The 17834-nt window shown below is 71.0% G+C and carries 17 protein-coding genes; 9 read left to right on the top strand and 8 right to left on the bottom strand.

The window, feature by feature from the left end; all coding sequences use genetic code 11:
* Positions 1-20: 20 nt before the first annotated feature.
* On the bottom strand, positions 21-1397 hold the full coding sequence (locus ACZ31C_RS21670) for a transaminase (protein ID WP_465796815.1): 1377 nt from the start codon (positions 1395-1397) through the stop codon (positions 21-23).
* Between the two features lie 69 nt (positions 1398-1466).
* Positions 1467-2285: an SAM-dependent methyltransferase gene (locus ACZ31C_RS21665; protein WP_465796814.1), complete on the bottom strand. Its 819-nt coding sequence runs from the start codon at positions 2283-2285 to the stop codon at positions 1467-1469.
* A 209-nt stretch (positions 2286-2494) separates the two neighbouring features.
* On the opposite strand from ACZ31C_RS21665, the gene ACZ31C_RS21660 reads away from it, so the two are divergent.
* Entirely contained in the window at positions 2495-3742 is a 1248-nt protein-coding gene (locus ACZ31C_RS21660) for a cysteine desulfurase-like protein (RefSeq protein WP_465796813.1), read from the top strand.
* A gap of 45 nt (positions 3743-3787) precedes the next feature.
* On the opposite strand, the gene ACZ31C_RS21655 is transcribed toward ACZ31C_RS21660, so the two are convergent.
* Complete coding sequence (locus ACZ31C_RS21655) at positions 3788-4027, bottom strand: PNPOx family protein (RefSeq protein ID WP_465796812.1); 240 nt, start codon at positions 4025-4027, stop codon at positions 3788-3790.
* A gap of 80 nt (positions 4028-4107) precedes the next feature.
* Here ACZ31C_RS21655 and ACZ31C_RS21650 point away from each other — a divergent pair, with 80 nt between their 5' ends.
* Both ACZ31C_RS21650 and ACZ31C_RS21645 read left to right on the top strand, forming a co-directional pair.
* Positions 4108-4761, top strand: coding sequence for a TetR/AcrR family transcriptional regulator (locus tag ACZ31C_RS21650; protein ID WP_465796811.1), 654 nt, complete (start codon positions 4108-4110; stop codon positions 4759-4761).
* A gap of 45 nt (positions 4762-4806) precedes the next feature.
* On the top strand, positions 4807-5157 hold the full coding sequence (locus ACZ31C_RS21645; protein ID WP_465796810.1) for a UBP-type zinc finger domain-containing protein: 351 nt from the start codon (positions 4807-4809) through the stop codon (positions 5155-5157).
* An 82-nt stretch (positions 5158-5239) separates the two neighbouring features.
* Here ACZ31C_RS21645 and ACZ31C_RS21640 read toward each other — a convergent pair whose 3' ends face one another.
* A complete protein-coding gene (locus ACZ31C_RS21640) occupies positions 5240-6814 on the bottom strand; it encodes an alpha/beta hydrolase (RefSeq protein WP_465796809.1) in 1575 nt (524 codons plus the stop codon).
* Positions 6815-7215: 401 nt separating this feature from the next.
* Between ACZ31C_RS21640 and ACZ31C_RS21635 the strand changes: the two genes are divergently transcribed.
* Complete coding sequence (locus ACZ31C_RS21635; protein ID WP_465796808.1) at positions 7216-7929, top strand: DNA alkylation repair protein; 714 nt, start codon at positions 7216-7218, stop codon at positions 7927-7929.
* Between the two features lie 137 nt (positions 7930-8066).
* On the opposite strand, the gene ACZ31C_RS21630 is transcribed toward ACZ31C_RS21635, so the two are convergent.
* Complete coding sequence (locus tag ACZ31C_RS21630) at positions 8067-8585, bottom strand: hypothetical protein (RefSeq protein ID WP_465796807.1); 519 nt, start codon at positions 8583-8585, stop codon at positions 8067-8069.
* A gap of 138 nt (positions 8586-8723) precedes the next feature.
* Between ACZ31C_RS21630 and ACZ31C_RS21625 the strand changes: the two genes are divergently transcribed.
* Both ACZ31C_RS21625 and ACZ31C_RS21620 read left to right on the top strand, forming a co-directional pair.
* Positions 8724-9950 (top strand): trypsin-like serine peptidase, encoded by a 1227-nt coding sequence (locus tag ACZ31C_RS21625; protein WP_465796806.1) that lies wholly within the window; start codon positions 8724-8726, stop codon positions 9948-9950.
* 129 nt (positions 9951-10079) lie between these two features.
* Positions 10080-10565 (top strand): hypothetical protein, encoded by a 486-nt coding sequence (locus tag ACZ31C_RS21620; protein ID WP_465796805.1) that lies wholly within the window; start codon positions 10080-10082, stop codon positions 10563-10565.
* Between the two features lie 9 nt (positions 10566-10574).
* On the opposite strand, the gene ACZ31C_RS21615 is transcribed toward ACZ31C_RS21620, so the two are convergent.
* Both ACZ31C_RS21615 and ACZ31C_RS21610 read right to left on the bottom strand, forming a co-directional pair.
* Positions 10575-11663 (bottom strand): endo alpha-1,4 polygalactosaminidase, encoded by a 1089-nt coding sequence (locus ACZ31C_RS21615; RefSeq protein ID WP_465796804.1) that lies wholly within the window; start codon positions 11661-11663, stop codon positions 10575-10577.
* Between the two features lie 235 nt (positions 11664-11898).
* Complete coding sequence (locus tag ACZ31C_RS21610; RefSeq protein ID WP_465796803.1) at positions 11899-12492, bottom strand: excalibur calcium-binding domain-containing protein; 594 nt, start codon at positions 12490-12492, stop codon at positions 11899-11901.
* Positions 12493-12753: 261 nt separating this feature from the next.
* On the opposite strand from ACZ31C_RS21610, the gene ACZ31C_RS21605 reads away from it, so the two are divergent.
* Complete coding sequence (locus ACZ31C_RS21605) at positions 12754-15231, top strand: AAA family ATPase (protein WP_465796802.1); 2478 nt, start codon at positions 12754-12756, stop codon at positions 15229-15231.
* Positions 15232-15248: 17 nt separating this feature from the next.
* Here the strand turns inward: ACZ31C_RS21605 and ACZ31C_RS21600 are convergent, their stop codons facing one another.
* Positions 15249-16193: an SDR family NAD(P)-dependent oxidoreductase gene (locus tag ACZ31C_RS21600; RefSeq protein WP_465796801.1), complete on the bottom strand. Its 945-nt coding sequence runs from the start codon at positions 16191-16193 to the stop codon at positions 15249-15251.
* 109 nt (positions 16194-16302) lie between these two features.
* Between ACZ31C_RS21600 and ACZ31C_RS21595 the strand changes: the two genes are divergently transcribed.
* Both ACZ31C_RS21595 and ACZ31C_RS21590 read left to right on the top strand, forming a co-directional pair.
* The gene (locus tag ACZ31C_RS21595) at positions 16303-16968 is read left to right on the top strand and encodes a TetR/AcrR family transcriptional regulator (protein WP_465796800.1); all 666 of its coding nucleotides are present in this window, start codon (positions 16303-16305) and stop codon (positions 16966-16968) included.
* 34 nt (positions 16969-17002) lie between these two features.
* Positions 17003-17746: a hypothetical protein gene (locus tag ACZ31C_RS21590; RefSeq protein WP_465796799.1), complete on the top strand. Its 744-nt coding sequence runs from the start codon at positions 17003-17005 to the stop codon at positions 17744-17746.
* The last annotated feature ends 88 nt before the right edge of the window (positions 17747-17834 follow it).

Raw genomic sequence — 17834 nt, 5'->3', positions numbered from 1 at the left:
GGCTGTTCCCACCCGATCGGTCACCCCACCAGCTCGCCCAGCGCGTCACCGAAGACCTCGTGGTGTCGGCGTACGTCCTCGACCGTGGTCTGCGGACACATCAGCGCCATGTTGTGGAACGGGGTCATCAGGACCCCCCGGTTGAGCAGGTAGACGTGCAGGTAGTCCTCCAGGTCGGCATCGGCGCACCGGGCCGACTCGGTGCCGGTACGCGGAGCCGGGTCGACGAATCGGTACTCCACCCGCGCGCCGAGCCGGCTCACCGACCACGGCAACGCGTACTCGGCGAACAGCGCGCCCACCCCCTCGGCGAAGCCGGTCGCCACCTCGGCCATGCCGGCGAACGCCTCGTCGGTGAGCACCTCCCGCAGGGTGGCCAGGGTCGCCGCGATCGACACCGGGTTACCGGCCAGGGTGCCGCCCACCCCGCCCATGTCGACCAGGTCGAGGTCGGTCCGGCCGGTCAGCGCAGCGGCCAGTTCGGCGGAGAGGCCGTACGCGCCGACCGGGATGCCGCCGCCGATGGCCTTGCCGATGGTGACTACGTCCGGCGTCAGATCCCAGGCGGCCGTCGCGCCGCCCGGCCCGGCGGAGAACGTGTGCGTCTCGTCGTTGACCAGGTAGGTCCCGTGCTGCCGGGTGAGCGCGCGTACGCCGTCGAGGTAGCCGGGCTCGGGCAGCACGATGCCGATGTTGGTCAGCGCCGGCTCCATCAGCACCGCGGCCACGTCACCGTGGGCGAGTTCGCGGGCCAGCCCGTCCAGGTCGTTGAACTCGGCGACCCGGCTGGTGGCGGTCACGTCGCAGGGAGCGCCGACGTTGCCCGCCCGGCTGGCGGGCCGCCCGTCCGTCCCGACCACGATCAGCGACTCGTCCACCGATCCGTGGTAGCAGTAGCTGTTGACCAGGATGCGTGGGCGGCCGGTGACGGCGCGCAGCAGCCGGATCGCCCACCGGTTGGCGTCGGTGGCGGTCAGCGTGAAGCTCCAGGCGGGCAGCCCGAAGCGGCGGGTCAGCTCGGCACCGACCGCCGCCGCCTCCTCGGTGGGCAGCATGGTGGCCGCCCCACCGAGGTCGGCGAGGCGTCGGGTGACCGCCTCGACCACCGGCGCCGGAGAGTGTCCGGCCATCGCCCCGGTGTCCCCGAGACAGAAGTCGACGTACTCGTTGCCGTCGACGTCGGTGACCCGGGCCCCGCGCGCCCGGTCCAGATAGACCGGGAAGCCGGCCGCGTTCTTGTTCATCCAGGTCATCGGGACCTTGCCGAACAGGTGCCGGGCGTCGGCGTACGCGGCGACCGAGCGGGGGTGGCGGTCCACGAACGTGGACCGCTCCCGCGCGAGCAGCCGGCCCAGACGGGCGCGGTCGACGCCCTCAGCTTCGAAATCCGTCGGCATCGGGCGACAGTACCAACGAGATAGCCTGCCAGCTAGATGAAGGACGACTGATTACTGCCGCTGACCCGGTCAGGGCTTACGACCGACCGCGCAGTACTGGTCGATCTCATCGGGCAGCTCGGCCGGGTCGCCGTCGGGACGCCAACGGGTCACCGAGACCACGCCCGGCTCGACGAGTTCCAGACCCTCGAACAGTCCGGCGATCCGTTCCGGGCTGCGCAGGTGGTATCGGGGGTTGGCGGAGAGGTTCCAGATCCGGACCGCCTCGGTGACCGCCTCGCTGGTGTCGCTGCCGTCGTACATCGCGAGGTAGCTGCCGGAGGGCAGCCGACCGACCAGGCCGTCGATGATCGACTTCGCCTCCTCGTCGGACTCGACGTGCCCCAGGATGCCCATCAGCATCACGGCGACCGGCTGGTCCAGGTCCAGCGTCCGGGAGGCCGCGCGCAGGATCCGGTCCGGGTCGCGCAGGTCCGCGTCCACGTAGTCGGTGGCACCCTCGGGCGTACCGACCAGCAGGGCGCGGGCGTGTGCCAGCACGAGCGGATCGTTGTCGACGTACACGATGCGCGCGTCCGGGGCGACGGACTGCGCCACCTCGTGGGTGTTGTCGGCGGTGGGCAGGCCGGTGCCCACGTCCAGGAACTGCCGGACGCCCGCCGTACCGGCCAGGTGGCGCACCGCCCGGGCCAGGTACGCCCGGGACAGCCGGGCGTTCTGCGCGAGTTGCGGCAGGTTGGCGATGATCTGGTCGCCGACCTCGCGATCGGCGGCGAAGTTGTCCTTGCCGCCGAGCAGGTAGTTCCAGATCCGCGCGGTCTGCGGCACCCCGGTGTCCAGAGTGGGCCTGTCCTGTTCGCCGCCGTTCACCGCCGTGCCGTCCACCACGTTCGCACCCTCAGTCTCATTAGGACCAATGTCGTCTTCCGGGCGTCAGCCTAGACCGCCGGATCGACCATCGCCGCCCCCGCCGCCCGTGCGTACGCCTCCCGACCGGCGGGCCGACACGGCGTGACCGGCGCACCGGCCTGCACTATGTTGCAGGCGTCGCGCCCTCGCCGGTGCCGGACCACCCGCTCGACCGCCAGGAGACCGAGATGACCTCCACCGCATCCGCCGGACCGACCGGGTTCGACGTCGCCGCGCTCCGCGCCCACTTCCCGTCGCTGGCCTCGGGCATCGCACACTTCGACGGCCCGGGTGGCACGCAGACACCCCGGCCGGTCGCCGACGCGGTCGCCGCCACCATGACCGCGCCGATCTCCAACCGGGGCACCGGCGCGCTCTCGGAGACCAACGCGGACGCCGCCGTCGGCGCGTTCCGGCTCGCCTACGCCGACCTGCTGGGCGTACCCGCCGCCGGGATCGTGCACGGCCGCAGCGCCACCCAGTTGACCTTCGACTTCTCCCGGACCCTGGCCCGCGACTGGGGTCCCGGTGACGAGGTGGTGGTGACCCGGCTCGACCACGACGCCAACGTCCGGCCGTGGGTGCTGGCCGCCGAACGGGCCGGTGCGCAGGTGCGCTGGATCGACTTCGACCCGACCACCGCCGAACTCGACCCGGCCTCGGTGGCCGCCGCCGTCACCGAGCGGACCCGGCTGGTCGCCGTCACCGGCGCGTCGAACCTGCTCGGCACCCGACCCGACGTCCGGGCGATCGCCGACGCCGCGCACGCGGTCGGCGCACTGCTCTTCGTCGACGGCGTACACCACGCGGCACACCAGTTCGTCGACGTGCCGGCGCTCGGCGCCGACTTCTACGTCTGCTCCCCGTACAAGTTCCTCGGACCGCACTGCGGGGTGCTCGCCGCCGACCCGGGCCTGCTGGAGACGCTGCGACCGGACAAGCTGATCCCGGCCACCGACGTGGTGCCCGAGCGCTTCGAACTCGGCACCCTGCCGTACGAGATGCTGGACGGCGCCACCGCCGCCGTCGACTTCCTCGCCGACATCGCCCCCGGCGACGACCCGGCGAACACGTCCCGGCGGGAGCGGCTGCGTGCCTCGCTGCACGCCGTCGACGCGCACGAGACCCGCCTGCGGCAGCGGATCGAGGAGGGACTGGCGGACCTGGGGCCCGATGTGGTCGTCCACTCCCGGGCCGCCGACCGCACCCCGACGCTGCTGCTCACCCTGCCCGGCCGCAAGACCCGCGACGCCTACCGGTTCCTGCTCGGCCACGACGTCCTGGCTCCGGCGGGTTCCTTCTACGCGTACGAGCCGTTCCGTCGCCTCGGCCTGGACGACGAGCACGCGCTGCGGCTCGGCCTGGCCCCGTACAACGACGACAGCGACGTCACCCGCGTCCTGGACGGCCTGGCCGCCTTCCTCACCCGCGTGTAAGGAAGGGTCCCCTGCTAACGCCTCGTGCATAGCAGGGGACCCTTCCTAACATCCCCGGTCGCCGGGGAGGCGCGGGTCGAGGCCCACCGGGATCGTCACCGTGTCGCCGGTACGCCGGTATCCCATCGGGGTGCTGAAGGTGCGTCCCGAGCGGCGTCCGGTGTAGGTGACGACGGTCAGATGCCGACTGACCAGGCGACCCCATCGGTGCGAGGAGCGCAGGCTCAGGGCACAGGCGTTCACCCGCGCGACGGCCCTGACGGGCAGGGAGAACCGGTGACTCACAGGCCCTCCAAGGATCTTGGTGCCCGCCCACCTAACAGGTTAAGCGGAGAGCGCCATCCGCTTACGCTAAAGTGAGAAGGATGAGTGGGACCGCCTCTCGGATGCCGGCCGTGGACGGGCTGCGCGCCGACGCGCGACAGAACCGCGACCGGATCGTCGAGGTCGCCGGCGCGCTGTTCGCCGAACGCGGGCTCGACGTGCCGATGGCGGCGATCGCCCGCCGCGCCGGGGTCGGCGTCGCGACGCTCTACCGCCGGTTCCCCACCAAGGAGTCGCTGGTCGCCGAGGTCTTCGCCGATCAGTTCGCGGCCTGCGTGTCGGTGGTCGACGAGGCCTTGGCCGACCCCGACCCGTGGCGCGGCTTCTGCACCCTGGTCGAGAAGGTGTGCGCCATGCAGGCCGTCGACCGGGGTTTCAGCGCGGCCGTCGTGGCGTCGCTGCCCCATGCCATCGACCTCGACCGGGAACGCGAACGCGGCCTGCGGGGGTTCGCCGAACTGGTGCGACGGGCCAAGGCCACCGGGCGGCTGCGCGCCGACTTCAGCGAGGACGATCTCGTCCTGCTACTGATGGCCAACGGCGGCATCGTCGCCCACTCCGCCGACACGGCGCTGGCCGCCTCCCGACGGCTCGTCGCGTACCTGTTGACGTCCTTTGCCGGCGGTGGTCCCCTGCCGCCGCCCGTCGCGCTCAGCCTGCGCGACGTCCCGCATCTGGCTACGAGCCGGACCTGACCCGCCGCCCCGGCGGTGACCACCCACTTCTCACGGAGGAGAGCCATGGACGGCATCGACCCCTCGGCCCCACCCAGCGGCCCGGGATGTGCCGAGTGTGAGGCCGCCGACCCGCCGGGCTGGTGGGTCCACCTGCGGCGCTGCGCCCGGTGTGGGCAGGTCGGCTGCTGCGACTCGTCGCCCAGCCAGCACGCGAGCGCCCACGCCGCCGCGACCGGCCACCACGTCGTCCGCAGCTACGAGCCGGGCGAGGAATGGTTCTGGGACTACACCGAACAGACGATGTACGAGCAGGGTCCGGAACTTGCCGCCCCCGCCCACCGCCCCCTCGACCAGGGCGTACCCGGCCCCACCGACCGGGTCCCCCGCGACTGGCGGCGACACCTGAACCGCTGACGGATGTTAGGAGGGGTCCCCTGCTATGCACGAGGCGTTAGCAGGGGACCCTTCCTTACCTCCAGCCGAACATCCAGCCGACTCAGAAGAGCCAGGTCGGCAGCTTCGGCTCGCTGCGCAGCGGCACCAGCGGCGGCGCCTCGTCGGCGGCCGGGCCAGCCGAGCGGCCCCGAGCCTCGTCGGACTCCGTGCCGGGCGGCGGCGCTGCCGCGCACCGCGTGCCGTCCGCCGGCACCACCAGGTCGATCAGGTACGCCTCGATCGCCTCGTCGGCGCAGGCCACCCGGCCGTAGACGATGTGTCCCCAACCCTCGTAGGTCAGCAGCTCGGCGTGGTCACCGAACTGTGCGGCGGCACCGAGCGCCCAGTTGTAGCCGGTCGCCGGGTCGTGCAACGAGTTGACGAACAGCAGCTTGGCCTGGTTGGTCGGGGTGATCGGCCGCTGCGGGTTGTCCGCCGTGCTGGGCCAGCCGAGGCAGATGGCGCCGATGGCCGCCCGGGGCAGGTCCGGCAGGTCCGGCGAGGCGAGTTGGGCCGCGTCCACGATCGTCCGCCACTGCCCGATGTTCTGCGCCCCGAGGTTCCAGTCCTCGCAGAGCACCGCCTGGTACGCGAAGGGCACCACGGTCGGCGGCTGCTCCTCGGTCGACTGACGGGCCGCCGGTACGCCCCACGGACGGCCGGCGTCGACCCGCTCCAGCTCGGCGGCGATGTCGAGCCAGTACGGCTGGTAGTTCACGTTGCCCAGCACGAAGTTGACCAGATCCCGCTTGGTGATCTTGTAGCTGTGGTTGTCCGGGTCCGGCAACTCGCCCCGGCCGGCGCGGTCGAGCAGCCGCTGCCAGAACCCGCGGATGTCCCGCCCGTGCAGCGCGCACTGCGGCAGCCGGGCGCAGCCGGCCACGAACTCGTTGAACGAGTCCTGCCCGGCGGCCGCCTGGGTGACGGCGAAACCCTGGGCGTCCAGGCTGTGGTCCATGCTGCTGTCGGCCACGATGGCGCGTACCCGGGTCGGGAACAGTTCCGCGTACTGCTGGGCCATCAGCGTGCCGTACGACATTCCGAGGAAACTCAACTGCGTGTCGCCGACGGCGGCCCGGATCGCGTCGATGTCCCGGATCACCTGGAGGGTGTTCACGTGGTCGAATACCGGCCCACTCCGGGAGCGGCAGTCGTCGGCCAGCGCCCGACTCGCGGTGACCATTTGGGTGAAGTCGGCAGCCGTCTTGATAGCGCCGGCCGGCAGGGCCGACAACTTGTCGACCGCGCACATGATAGGCGCGCTGCGAGCGACTCCACGCGGGTCGAAACCGATAATGTCAAAATGACGACGCAATTCGTCACCGTACGTGGCCCACAGGGCGGAGTCCACGCCCGACCCACCCGGGCCGCCCGGGTTCACCAACAGCGATCCGCGCCGCACCTCGGGATCGGTCGCGGGCCGCTTGGCCAGCGCCAACTCGATCGTCGGGCCGAACGGATCGGCCCAGTCGACCGGCACTTCGAGGGTGCCGCACAGGGCACTGTCATCCTGCTCACAGGGCTCCCAGTGCACCTGTGACACGGGTGCCGCCGAGGCCGGCGACACCACGACCGGCACCAGCGCCGCCCCCACCGCGATACCGGCGAGTAATTGCCGGATCAATTTCTTGCGCATGTGCCCTCTCCCCGATGACTTTCCCGGCCCCCTGCCGGGCGACGCTCAAGTTAGCGAATCCGCCGAGGCTCGGGGTTACCGGAAAGTGTCAGCGGCGATACCGTTCGGAAAGCCCCGGCCAACAATGATCCGGAACCGCTTGTGATCTGATTCCGGGACACTGACGTGAATAGCGAGGTCACCGCCGTCGCGGAGGCGGCGAAAGTGGCGTGAATGAACGACCGCCGAGGACTGTCAACATGGTGGACGTCACAGGGTGGCGCATTCTTGGAATTCACCTACCCGGCACTTTCCCGCAACGCCCGTCAAAACTGCGTGACGGATTCGAAACGTCGCCGCGCCACGGTGGGCCCGGGCGGCCGACACCGTACGACGCACCGTTCGCGGTAGGTTGCCGAGTCATGGCCACCACTGCCGCCGACGTCCGGCACGACCTCGCCCAGCTCGCCGACCCGGCCCGCGCCACCGGGGTGAGTCGGTACCTCAAGATGTTCCCCGGCGGGTACGGCGAGGGCGACCGGGCCATCGGCGTCACCGTGCCGCAGCAGCGCCGGGTCGCCGGCCGACACTGGCGCGGCCTCGACCTGGCCGAGACGGCGACGCTGCTGACCAGCGAGGTGCACGAGGAACGGCTGACGGCGATCTTCATCCTGGTGCGCAAGTTCGGCAAGGCCGACGAGCCGGAACGCGGCCGGATCGTCGAGCTGGTGCTGACGCACAGCGGTCACCTGAACAACTGGGACCTGGTGGACTCCTGGGCGCCGTACGTCCTCGGACCCTGGCTGCTCGACAAGGACCGCGACGTCCTGGACCGACTGGCCGGATCGGACCTGGTCTGGGACCGGCGGATCGCGGTGATGGCCACTCTCGCGTTCATCAAGGCCGACGACTACGCGTGGACGTTCCGGCTCGCCGAGCGGCTGCTGCGCGACCCGCACGACCTCGTGCACAAGGCCGTCGGCTGGATGCTGCGCGAGGTCGGCAACCGGGACCTGGCGGCGGAGGAGGAGTTCCTGGTGCGGCACTACCGGGTGATGCCGAGAGTCATGCTGCGGTACGCGATCGAGAAGTTCCCGCCGCAGCGACGGAAGGACTACCTGTCCGGGACGGCCTGAGGCCGCCCCGGACGGCTCGGGCGGCTGTCGTCACATGACGTAGGTCAGGCTGACCCAGAAGACGAGGACGGAGGCGGCCAGCGTCCCGACAGCATGAGCAGGAAACTCGCGACGACAGACGGTCGGCACGGCGCGGGTCAGGGCCGGGTCGCGCGCAGATAGAGCGTCACGACGTCCGCCGCGTCCAGGTCCACGAGCAGGCGTCGGTACGTGCCGCCGGGCCCCGGCGCCTCTTCGGCCAGTCCGGAGACGCGGGCCGCGCGCTCGGGGTGCCAGGTGTCCCCGCTGCCCACGTCGTCCTCCCGCGTGACGGCGCGGAGCCCGGGGGTCAGCTCCGCGCCGAAGCCCCCGTCGGTGACGAAGGTGTCGAGGGCGGCGCGGGGAATCCGGAACTTCGCCGACAGGTGGGTCTCCAGCCCGTTGCTGCTGACGGCCGAGAGGAACACCGTGCCGGGCGGGAACGTGACGTGGGCGACGGCCTCCACCTCCGACGCGGTCGCCGGTCGCGGCGGTGACTGGAGCGCGTCGTCGGTGTCGCCGAGCTGCGCCACCGCCACCACGCCGCAGGAGATCACCGACAGCACGAGACTCAGCCCGGCCAGGACGAGGGCGTACGTGGAGGCGCGGCGGGGCTTCCGCGTCGGCTGGTCGGACACGGGCAGGACCCTACGCGACGGGTGCCATCAGGCCGGAGTCCACGCCGACAAAACATCGATGGTCTTGCATGTGTTGCCGCGGCTCGTGTATGAAGACTGAGCAATCGTTAAGGTTCCGGTCTCCTGGGAGGAGCGACGATGACACACGCCCCGCGCCGTCTGCGCACGCTGGCGGTCATGCTCAGCGCCTGCACACTCGGGCTGAGCCTGCTGTCGGCACCAGCCGAGGCGTACTCGGCGCCACCTCTCGCGCCGCAGTCCGAGCGCGCCCCCGAGTCGGAGCAGTTCGTGGCCGAGGGCGTGACGACCGTCGGCGAGCTGCGCACCGTCGACGGCGCGTTGTCGTACGCCCGCGACGGTCGGACGCAGGTCATCCACCACCCCGGCGCCACCTACGTCAAGGTTCACTTCGCCTCTCTGCGGCTCGGCCCCGGCGAGTACGTCACCGTCGCCAGCCCGGACGGCCGGGAGAGCCACCGGTACGACCGTCACCTGAACCGGGCCACCGGCTCGGACTACACCACCGACGGGCGGGCGGGCTTCTGGGCCATGTCCGTCGAGGGCGACACCGCCGTGGTGACGCTGCACAGCAACCGCGCCAGCCGGGGCAGCGCCGCCACCATCGACCGGTTCTGGCGCGGCTACGACCGCACCGAGATCGCCGCGCACAACTTCTCCACCCAGTCGGTGTGCAGCACCGACGCCCGCCGGGACGTGGTCTGCTACCAGAGCAGCCACCCGACCGAGTTCGCCCGGGGCAACGCGGTGGCCCGCCTGCTGATCAGCGGTGGCGGCATGTGCACCACCTGGCGGGTCGGCAACACCAACCGGATGTTGACCAACAAGCACTGCTTCTCGACGCAGGCGGCGGTCAGCGGCAGCGAGATGCAGTTCAACTACCAGTGCGCCACCTGCGGCGGTGCCAACCCCGGCCCCGGCACCAAGGTCAGCGGCGCCACGCTCTATCGGGTCAGCAGCGGCGGCTCCAACCAGCTCGACTACGCCCTGTTCTCGGTGAACAACTTCGCGGCCATCCAGGGCTTCGGCACGCTCTATCTGGCGACGACCGCCACCACCACCGGCACCCAGATGTACATTCCCGGCCACGGTGACGGCAGCCCGAAGCGCCTCTCCATCTTCGAGGACACCCAGAACGGCGCGCGCTGCACCGTCCGGAACGCGAACTACAACACCTGGAACATCAGCTACAGCTGCGACACCTCCGGCGGCAACTCCGGTTCACCGGTGCTGAACAGCAGCCACCGGGTGATCGCCCTGCACCACCTCGGCGGATGCCCGTCCAACCAGGGCGCGAAGGCGCACCTGATCTACAACGAGATCGCCAGCCTGATCGACAACGGCTGACCCGAGCAGCACCGCAGTCACCACCGGCAGGCCGCCGCCGACACCGGCGGCGGCCAGCCGCCGGGCTCACCGCCGCCTCGGCGACGAACATCGAGGTCAGGGTTGCGACCAGGGCATACGATCCGGCGTATGAAGGCTTACCGCGCCTTGCCCCTGGCCCTCCTGCTCCCGCTCCTGGCCGCGTGTGTGGTCAGCCCGGTCGAGGAGGTCGCGGCGTCGACGCTCACCTACTCCTGTTGTGAGACCGCCGACGTCGAGAAGTCGTACCAGCCGGGGCAGACCTTCACCCTGAACTGGCTCGTGGAGTCACCCGACGAGCCGCCCGTGACGCCGACGCCCGGGCCCGACGTCGAGCTGACCGCCCACCTGATCGGCCCGTTCGAGTCGGTCGAGCAGCTCACCGCGCACGCGATGGGCACGCTCACCGTCCCCGGGCTGGTCACCTACCCGGCCGAGCCGGTGCGCCCCGCCGACGCGCCCGACCGACGTCCGGTCAGCACCATCGTCATCGCCCCGGACGCCGAACCCGGCTACTACAACCTGATCAGCTCGATGGCCGACCAGGGGAACGCGCTCGGTGGCGAGAGCATCATCCAGGTCGTACCCGCGAGCTGAGGTCCCCGCTCAGCACGCCTTACGGACGTACGTGCGGGAGCCCGGCGCCGAGACGGCGAGGTCGCGCAGCACGACCGAGAGGCTGCTGCCGTGCGACCCGCACGCCTTGTTGAAGCCGCTCTCCGTGTACTCGATGACGATCACATTGGCGCCGTAGGTGCGGGTGTACGCGTCACACTCGTTCCAGGTGCCGCACTCCTCGGCGACGGCGAAGTCGAACCCGGCCTTGCGGGCGTTTGAGGTGCTCAGCTCCGCGAGGTTCTTCTGCGCCACGGCCAACCCCTTGCCGTGCGCGTACGCGCTCAGCGACGCCGCGTACGCGACCGCCTGTGACTCGGTCAGCAGGCCCTTGGACCGGGTGAACGAATCCAGGTTGTCCGGCTCGATCGCCTTGAACCCCTTGCTGGCGCACCGGTCGATCCACCCGCCCACGATCGTGGTCAACGCCGTCCGCTTGGCGGCGGTCGAGAAGTCCAGCATCAGCTCGTTCCAGTCCTCGTCGACCACGAGGTTGCCCTGCGCGTCCCGCAACAGCAGGTCCGGGTGGTTGGTCTTCCACCACGACTCCGCGCCCGGCTGCGCCTGGAAGGCGTTGACGTAGCAGATGTTGTACAGCCCGGCGGCCGGTGACGCCTCCAGGTCACGGCTGACCACGGTGACGCCGGACGGCGGCGCGTACACCCCGCCGATCTGGTAGTCGAACCCGGCGTTCGCGGGCGGCGGCGCCCACGTCGGAGCGCTCGTGCGGTTCCCGGTCGGCGGGGTCGTCGCCGAGGCCGACGCGGCGGGGCTGCCGGAGGCCGACGGGGTCCGCGAGGGCGGCGGCGTGGTCGCGGGCGCGGTCGGGGACGTACTCGCCGACGGCGCCGCCGTGGTCGGCCCGGCGCTCACCGGCGCGCCCAGGGCCGACGGCGCGTCGGAGGTCGGGGCGTCGCGCGGGGTCGCGCTCGGCGTGGGCGTGGGCGTGGCCTGCTGCCCGAGGCCCCACCAGGGCTGCCGGCCGCTCGCGCCGGCGGCGCCGATGCCGACACCGAGTACGACGACAGCCACCGCCGCCGCCGTCAGCCCCACCCGGGCCCGCCTGCGCTTCGATCCCATCGAGCCCAACTCCTCCAGGTACGTGTGAGCGCACCCTACGAGACCTGGTCGGGACCGGGACACCCCCCGCTTCGAGGGGTGCGGACACCCCCTTCGACACGGTGGTCGTCCACCACCGACGGATCGCTGTCGACCGTCCCCGTCGTCCGGCGAAGCGCCACCCGACGCCCGAGGCCGACCGCGTCGCACGGACGCCCCCTGACCGAGAGGCGCAGGGGGCGCCCTGCCGCAGGGTCTACTCGCAACCGATCCCGTCACCGTCCCGGTCGAGGTGGCGGCCGTAGCCGGGTTCACCACGACGGATCGGTGCCTTACCTGCGGCCCGCACTGCGGCACAGTTCTTGTAATACACGTTTCCGCCGCCGCTGTCGTTACCGCTGCTGCCACTACCACCACGGGACGGCTCGCAGGCGATTCCGTCGCCGTCCCGGTCCAGACCCGCCCGGTACCCGGGCTGTCCACGCTTCAACGGCGCCTTACCGGCAGATCTGACGGCGTCGCAGTTGCGGTAGTAGACGTCGGGTTTGGGGGTACGACTGGGCGTCGGTGACGGCCGCCGACTTGCTGTCGCGGACGTTTCGACGGTGGGAGTGGCAATAATCGTCGCCAGGTCAGGCTCCGGCGTCGGTACGTACTGCGGCTGCCTCTCGGCGATGGGTTTCACGCTTGCGGACGCTGCCGCCTGACCGGGGGCGGACGTGGAGTCGTCGTCATCGAAGGCGGCGACAAGGCCGCCACCGCAGCACAGCAGCACAAGAGCAATGGCACCGCTGAGTAGCGGGCTGGGATTCTTGGCAGGCTTGGTTCTCGCATTCGGGAAGAGGCTCACCCGTGGGATTCTGGTGACGACACCCGTTGATCGTTATTGGCTGATTGGTCGGCGCAACTGTCAGGTAGGCGACCGTCAACCCGCTCACTCTCGAAGCGGGAACAGTATTGCGGTGATCCCCTGGATCAGCGAGAACGTATGACGCATCCGCCTTACCCGCACACTCGGGTCCGCTACCGCGACGGGATAGCCGACGTTATCCGATCTCGACGCACACGGTGTGCGACATCGGATCGGGGTCGACATCGATACGATGCCTCGGTGGATCGGGGTAGTTTCGTCGGCCGAACCGGTGAACTCAAGCACCTGCGAGCGGTAGTGGAGGGCATCGGCCGGCGGGGCGTCCTCTTCAGCGGCGACGCCGGTGTCGGCAAGAGCCGGCTGGTCCGCGAGGCCGTGGCGGAGCTTCCCCCGAGCCGCTACGTCGTCTGGCCCATCACCGCAGGTCATCCGAGTACGGCGCTGCCCTTCGGTGGCCTGGCCCAGGTGCTTCCCGTCGCGCAACCGGCAGGTCTCACCCCCGCCGGGGTGCTGCGGTGGGTGGTGGACTCGCTGCACGAGCAGGCCATGGGCCGCGCGATCGTGCTCACCATCGACGACGCCCACCTGCTCGATCCGCCGTCGGCGGCGCTGGTCCACGTGCTCACCAGGCAGGAGGACGTCGTCCTGCTCGGGACGGTGGACGACGGGGAACAGGTGCCGTTGCCGCTGCGACCCCTGTGCGTCGACGATCTGGTCGAACGCGTCGAGCTGACCCCGTTCGGCCGGGACGAGACCACCGAGTTGCTCGCGGCCGTCCTCGGCGGGCCGGCCGAGGCGCGGTCGATCGACCGGATGTTGCGCCTCTCGGCCGGCAATCCGCTGCTCCTCCACGAGCTGCTGCGCAGCACGACGGACAGTGGCGAGTGGGCCCGCTCCGGTGGCGTGTGGCAGTGGACCGGCCACTCGACGCGCCCACTCGACGTGACGGACGTGATCGGTACCCGGATCGACCACCTCGCTCCGGGCGTACGCAAGGTGGTGGAGCTGGTCGCCCTGAGCGAGCAGATCGGCCTGCACCTGCTCACCACGGCGACACACGCCGCCGACGTCAGGCAGGCCGAGGAACACGGCCTGGTCGCGGTCGTCCGGCGTGACCGGCGGGTCGACGTGCAACTGACGCATCCGTTGTACGGAGAGCTGCTGCGCCGCCGCTGCCCGCCGGCCCGGACCCGGCAGTTGCAGGCGGAACTGGCCGAACTGGTGCAGGCCACCGGTGCCCGACGCCCGGGTGACCTGCTGCGGGTCGCCCTGTGGCGGCTCGGCGCGGGCTCCGCACAGGATCCCCGCCTGCTGCTCGCCGGTGCCGCGCAGGCGTTCGCCCGCTACGACGTACCGCTCACGGTCCAACTGGCGCAGGCGGCGCTGGACGCCGGTGGTGGTTACGACGCCGCCGAGCTGCTCGCCACCGTCATGATGCTCTGCGAGCGTCCACACGAGGCACTCCAGGTGCTCGACCAGGTCCGGGACGATCTGGTCGACGAGCGGCGTCGGAGCCGTTGGCTGACGGTGCGGGGCATGGTGACGTACTGGAGCCTCGGTGCGGAGTCCACCGTCGACAGCCTGGCCGAGGCGGCCGGCACGCTCACCGATCCCGGCCACCAGGCACGGGTCTGGGCGTTCGAAGCACTCATGCGGATGCACCGGATGGAGATCGCCGCAGCACTGCGGTTGAGCCAGTCGGTGCTGGCCCGTCCGGCGTCCGGCCCGGGTGCCCGGGGGCTGGCCCGGTGCGTGGTCGCCTACGTCGACGCGACGCGCGGTCTGTTCCGCCGCAACGCCGACGCGATCGCCCAGGTGGAGGCGGACGTGGCCGGTTGGCGGAGAGACATGCCGTACCTCCAGGCGATGGTGGAGTCGACCCGGGCCGCCCGGCTGGCGCTCACCTGCGACCTGCCCGGCATCGACGCGATCGCGGCCGACGAGTTCGCCGACCTGGTCAGCTCTGGCGGCCTGCGGCTCGGCAGCGGCTTCCTGACCGTCCTCCAGTCCTACGCCGCACGGCTCCGAGGGCGCACCGACCAGGCGGTCACCTTCAGCAACACGGCCGGCGCGATGCTGGCCACCAGCCGGCTCTACGGCAGTCTCGCGCACGGCGAGCGGGCGCAGGTGGCGGCCTGGCGCGGGGACGCCGACACGGCTCTCGCGGCGATGACGGCGGCAGACCGTTCGTACTCCCCGTGCATCGCGGTGTTCTACCCCTGGCTGGAACTGGCCCGTGGCGCGACGGTCGCCGCCACGGGCGACCTACCCGCCGCCGTGAGACACCTGGCCGCGTTGGCCGACCGGCTGCGTTCCGACGGGATGACCGGGTACGAGGTGCTGGCCCTGCACGACCTGACCCGACTCGGTCAGGCGGCCGCCCCGATCGGTCCGACCTGCGCCGACGGCGCACGGCGCTCGGTGGCCCAACGCCTCTCCGAGCTGGCCGAGCGTACCGACGGGACCCTGTCGCCGCTGCTGGCCCGGCACGCGCGGGCCTGCGCCGCCGAGGACGGCGCCGGATTGCTGGCGATCGCCGACGCCTTCGCCGCGGCGCAGCTCACCGTCTGGGCGGCCGAGGCCACCGCGACGGCGGTACGCGTGCTGCGCCGAGAGGGCGATCCGTTGGCGGCTGACGCACGTCGCCGTCTCGGCACGCTGCTCGCCACCTGCGACCAGGTCCACACCCCGACGCTGGACGCCGCCCGGGACTCCTGACCTGGCCTGATCGGCGGTCAGGCAGCGCGTAGGTCGGCGGAGAACGAGTTCCGTGCGGGCTGGATGACCGGGAACGTCACGCCGGTGAGGTCTTCGGAGACGGTCCAGAGTCGCTTCTGGACGGCCATCTCGTGCGACCTCGGGCTGGACGTGACCAGTCGAGGGTGGCCCATGATCTCGTTGCGTCCGCCGGGGCCGTAGTACTGGCCGCCGAGCACGGCGGGATCGGTGGCGGCGCGCAGGGTCGGCAGCGCGCCCATGGCCGGCGTCTGGGTGATCACCGGCGCGAGCCAGGTGAGCGGGAGCCGGAGGGCTGCGGGGCTGTTGCGGGCGAGTTCGGTGCTGGACATGCCGGGGTGGGCGGCGACCGCGACGGTGGTGCCGTGCGGGGCGAGGCGGCGCTGCAACTCGTACGTGAACATCAGGTTGGCGAGCTTGGACTGACCATAGGCGGCGGCCCGCCCGTACGACCGCTCCCAGTGCAGGTCGTCGAAGTGGATGTCGGCCCGGATGCGGTGGCCGGTGCTGCTGACCGTCACCACCCGTGAGCCGGGCACCGGCAGCATCAGGTCCAGCAGCAGCCCGGTGAGCGCGAAGTGTCCGAGGTGGTTGGTGCCGAACTGGAGCTCGAAGCCGTCGCTTGTGGTCCGCTTCGGGGTGTACATGACACCGGCGTTGTTGATCAGCAGGTCGATCCAGTCGAGCCGGGACCGCAACTGCTCCGCTGCGGTCCGGACGGAGTCGAGCGAGGTCAGGTCCAGCGCCTGCACGGTGACGTCCCCGGTCATCCGCGCCGCGGCCTGCTCGCCCTTGTCGACGTCGCGTACGGCGAGCACCACGGAGGCCCCGCGCTCGGCGAGCGCCTTGGCCGTCTCGTACCCGAGTCCGGTGTTGGCGCCGGTCACCACGGCGACCCGCCCGCGCTGGTCCGGGATGTTCGCCGTCGTCCACTTCTCGCTCATGCCAGGCTCCCGATCATCTTAAGTACCGGAGGTATCTTGTACGGACGACGCTAAAGTACTTTCGGTACGTTGTCAACGTACCGGAGGTACCTAAGCTAGGCTGGCGGTCGTGACCTTTCAGCGAGCACGCACCGAGGAGCAGCGGGAGATTCGCCGACGGGCGATCCTCGACGTGGCGGCGGCGATGCTCGACGAGATGCCGGTGGCTGCGGTCACCCTGAACGAGTTGAGCCGCCGGGTGGGTCTGGCGAAGCCGAACGTGCTGCGCTACTTCGAGTCCCGCGAGGCGGTGCTGCTGGAACTGCTCGACCGCTACCTCCAGGAGTGGCTGGCAGACCTGGCCGGCGAGCTGGCCGAGGGCGTCGACGACAGCCTGCCCATGGCCGAGCGGGCGACAGCGGTGGCCGAGATCCTCAGCCGTTCACTGGCCAGCCGGGTGGTGCTGTGCGACCTCTACGGCGCACAGGTCGGCGTCCTGGAACACAACGTCTCCGTCGAGGTCGCCATCCGTCACAAGCGCGCCTCCATGGGGCATCTGGCCACCATGACCGCCCTGGTCCAGGAGCGCCTGCCGGAGCTGGGCGAGAACGCCGTGCTGTTCAACCTGCACGCCATGGCCATGGCCGGCGCGCTGTCGGCGTACAGCACGCCGCCGCCCAGCCTGGAGGCGGCCTACCAGGCCGAGCCCGACCTGGCCCACTTCCGCATGGAGCTGAAGGACTCCCTGAAGCTGGCGCTGACCGCGACCCTCCTCGGCGTGCTACCCCGCCACTGACGCCCGGCGTGACGGGATCGGACATGATCGAGGCGTGGGTGACCTTGTGATCAATCTGCTGGCGAGCGTCATCGCCGGTACGGCCGTGTGGCTCTCGGGGTTTCTGTTACGTCGGCGCAAACTGAACCGGGCACGTGCCTTCTTCGGCCTGACCGCCGGAGCGAGCTGCCTCCTGGTGGTCTCCCGGCACGCGTCGTCGCCGCGCGAGTTCAGCGTCCACCGTCGCGACGTCGCCGCGCTGGTGGAGCTGGCGACCATCGCCCGGGAGTGCGGCGCGCACGCGGACCGGGTCGGCGAGGACCAGCCGACCGGGGAGATCGGTCGGCTGACCGAGTTCTGCGTCGGCGGTCCCGGTGGTGCGAGCCCGCGCAGCGTCACGCACCTACGCGCGATCCTGCGCGGAGTGACGTACGCGATCTTCGACGAGGAGAAGCGCCGGAGGGCGTTCACCGTCGGCGGCACCGAGTACGTCTACAGCCCGGAGACCAGCTACGTCCTGCTCGCCCGGTTCTGGGGCCCGGTCGGTGGACGCCCGGTGTTCTTCATCGGCGGCCTGACCGCCGGCAGCAACCTCGCCGCCGCCCGCTACCTGACCACGCACCATCCGGAACTCGCCCGCACCTACGGTGCCGACCGACCGTTCGCGCTGGTGCTGCGCATCACCGAACCGGCCGCGTACGGCACCGACTTCACCGAGTTGGTCGCCGACGTGAGCGACGTGGCGTTCCAGCCGGAGCCGCAGCCGACGCAGCCGACGCAAGGGGCGCAGCCAGCGTAGGCGGCTCCAGACTCGGCAACTCGCGCACATGGATGTAAGGAGGGGTCCCCTGCTATACACCAGGCGTTAGCAGGGGACCCCTCCTTAC

The sequence above is a fragment of the Micromonospora sp. NPDC023869 genome, from assembly GCF_055559695.1.
The sequence above is the reverse complement of the archived record's forward strand: the minus strand, read 5'-3'. Positions and strand labels throughout refer to the sequence as shown.

What these genes read in the sequence shown, in the direction of transcription:
- ACZ31C_RS21625 (WP_465796806.1), top strand. Translation starts at nt 8,724, where the DNA reads ATGACACACGCCCCGCGCCGTCTGCGCACGCTGGCGGTCATGCTCAGC.
- ACZ31C_RS21645 (WP_465796810.1), top strand. Translation starts at nt 4,807, where the DNA reads ATGGACGGCATCGACCCCTCGGCCCCACCCAGCGGCCCGGGATGTGCC.
- ACZ31C_RS21600 (WP_465796801.1), bottom strand. Translation starts at nt 16,193, where the DNA reads ATGAGCGAGAAGTGGACGACGGCGAACATCCCGGACCAGCGCGGGCGG.
- ACZ31C_RS21615 (WP_465796804.1), bottom strand. Translation starts at nt 11,663, where the DNA reads ATGGGATCGAAGCGCAGGCGGGCCCGGGTGGGGCTGACGGCGGCGGCG.
- ACZ31C_RS21635 (WP_465796808.1), top strand. Translation starts at nt 7,216, where the DNA reads ATGGCCACCACTGCCGCCGACGTCCGGCACGACCTCGCCCAGCTCGCC.
- ACZ31C_RS21670 (WP_465796815.1), bottom strand. Translation starts at nt 1,397, where the DNA reads ATGCCGACGGATTTCGAAGCTGAGGGCGTCGACCGCGCCCGTCTGGGC.
- ACZ31C_RS21640 (WP_465796809.1), bottom strand. Translation starts at nt 6,814, where the DNA reads ATGCGCAAGAAATTGATCCGGCAATTACTCGCCGGTATCGCGGTGGGG.
- ACZ31C_RS21620 (WP_465796805.1), top strand. Translation starts at nt 10,080, where the DNA reads ATGAAGGCTTACCGCGCCTTGCCCCTGGCCCTCCTGCTCCCGCTCCTG.
- ACZ31C_RS21650 (WP_465796811.1), top strand. Translation starts at nt 4,108, where the DNA reads ATGAGTGGGACCGCCTCTCGGATGCCGGCCGTGGACGGGCTGCGCGCC.
- ACZ31C_RS21660 (WP_465796813.1), top strand. Translation starts at nt 2,495, where the DNA reads ATGACCTCCACCGCATCCGCCGGACCGACCGGGTTCGACGTCGCCGCG.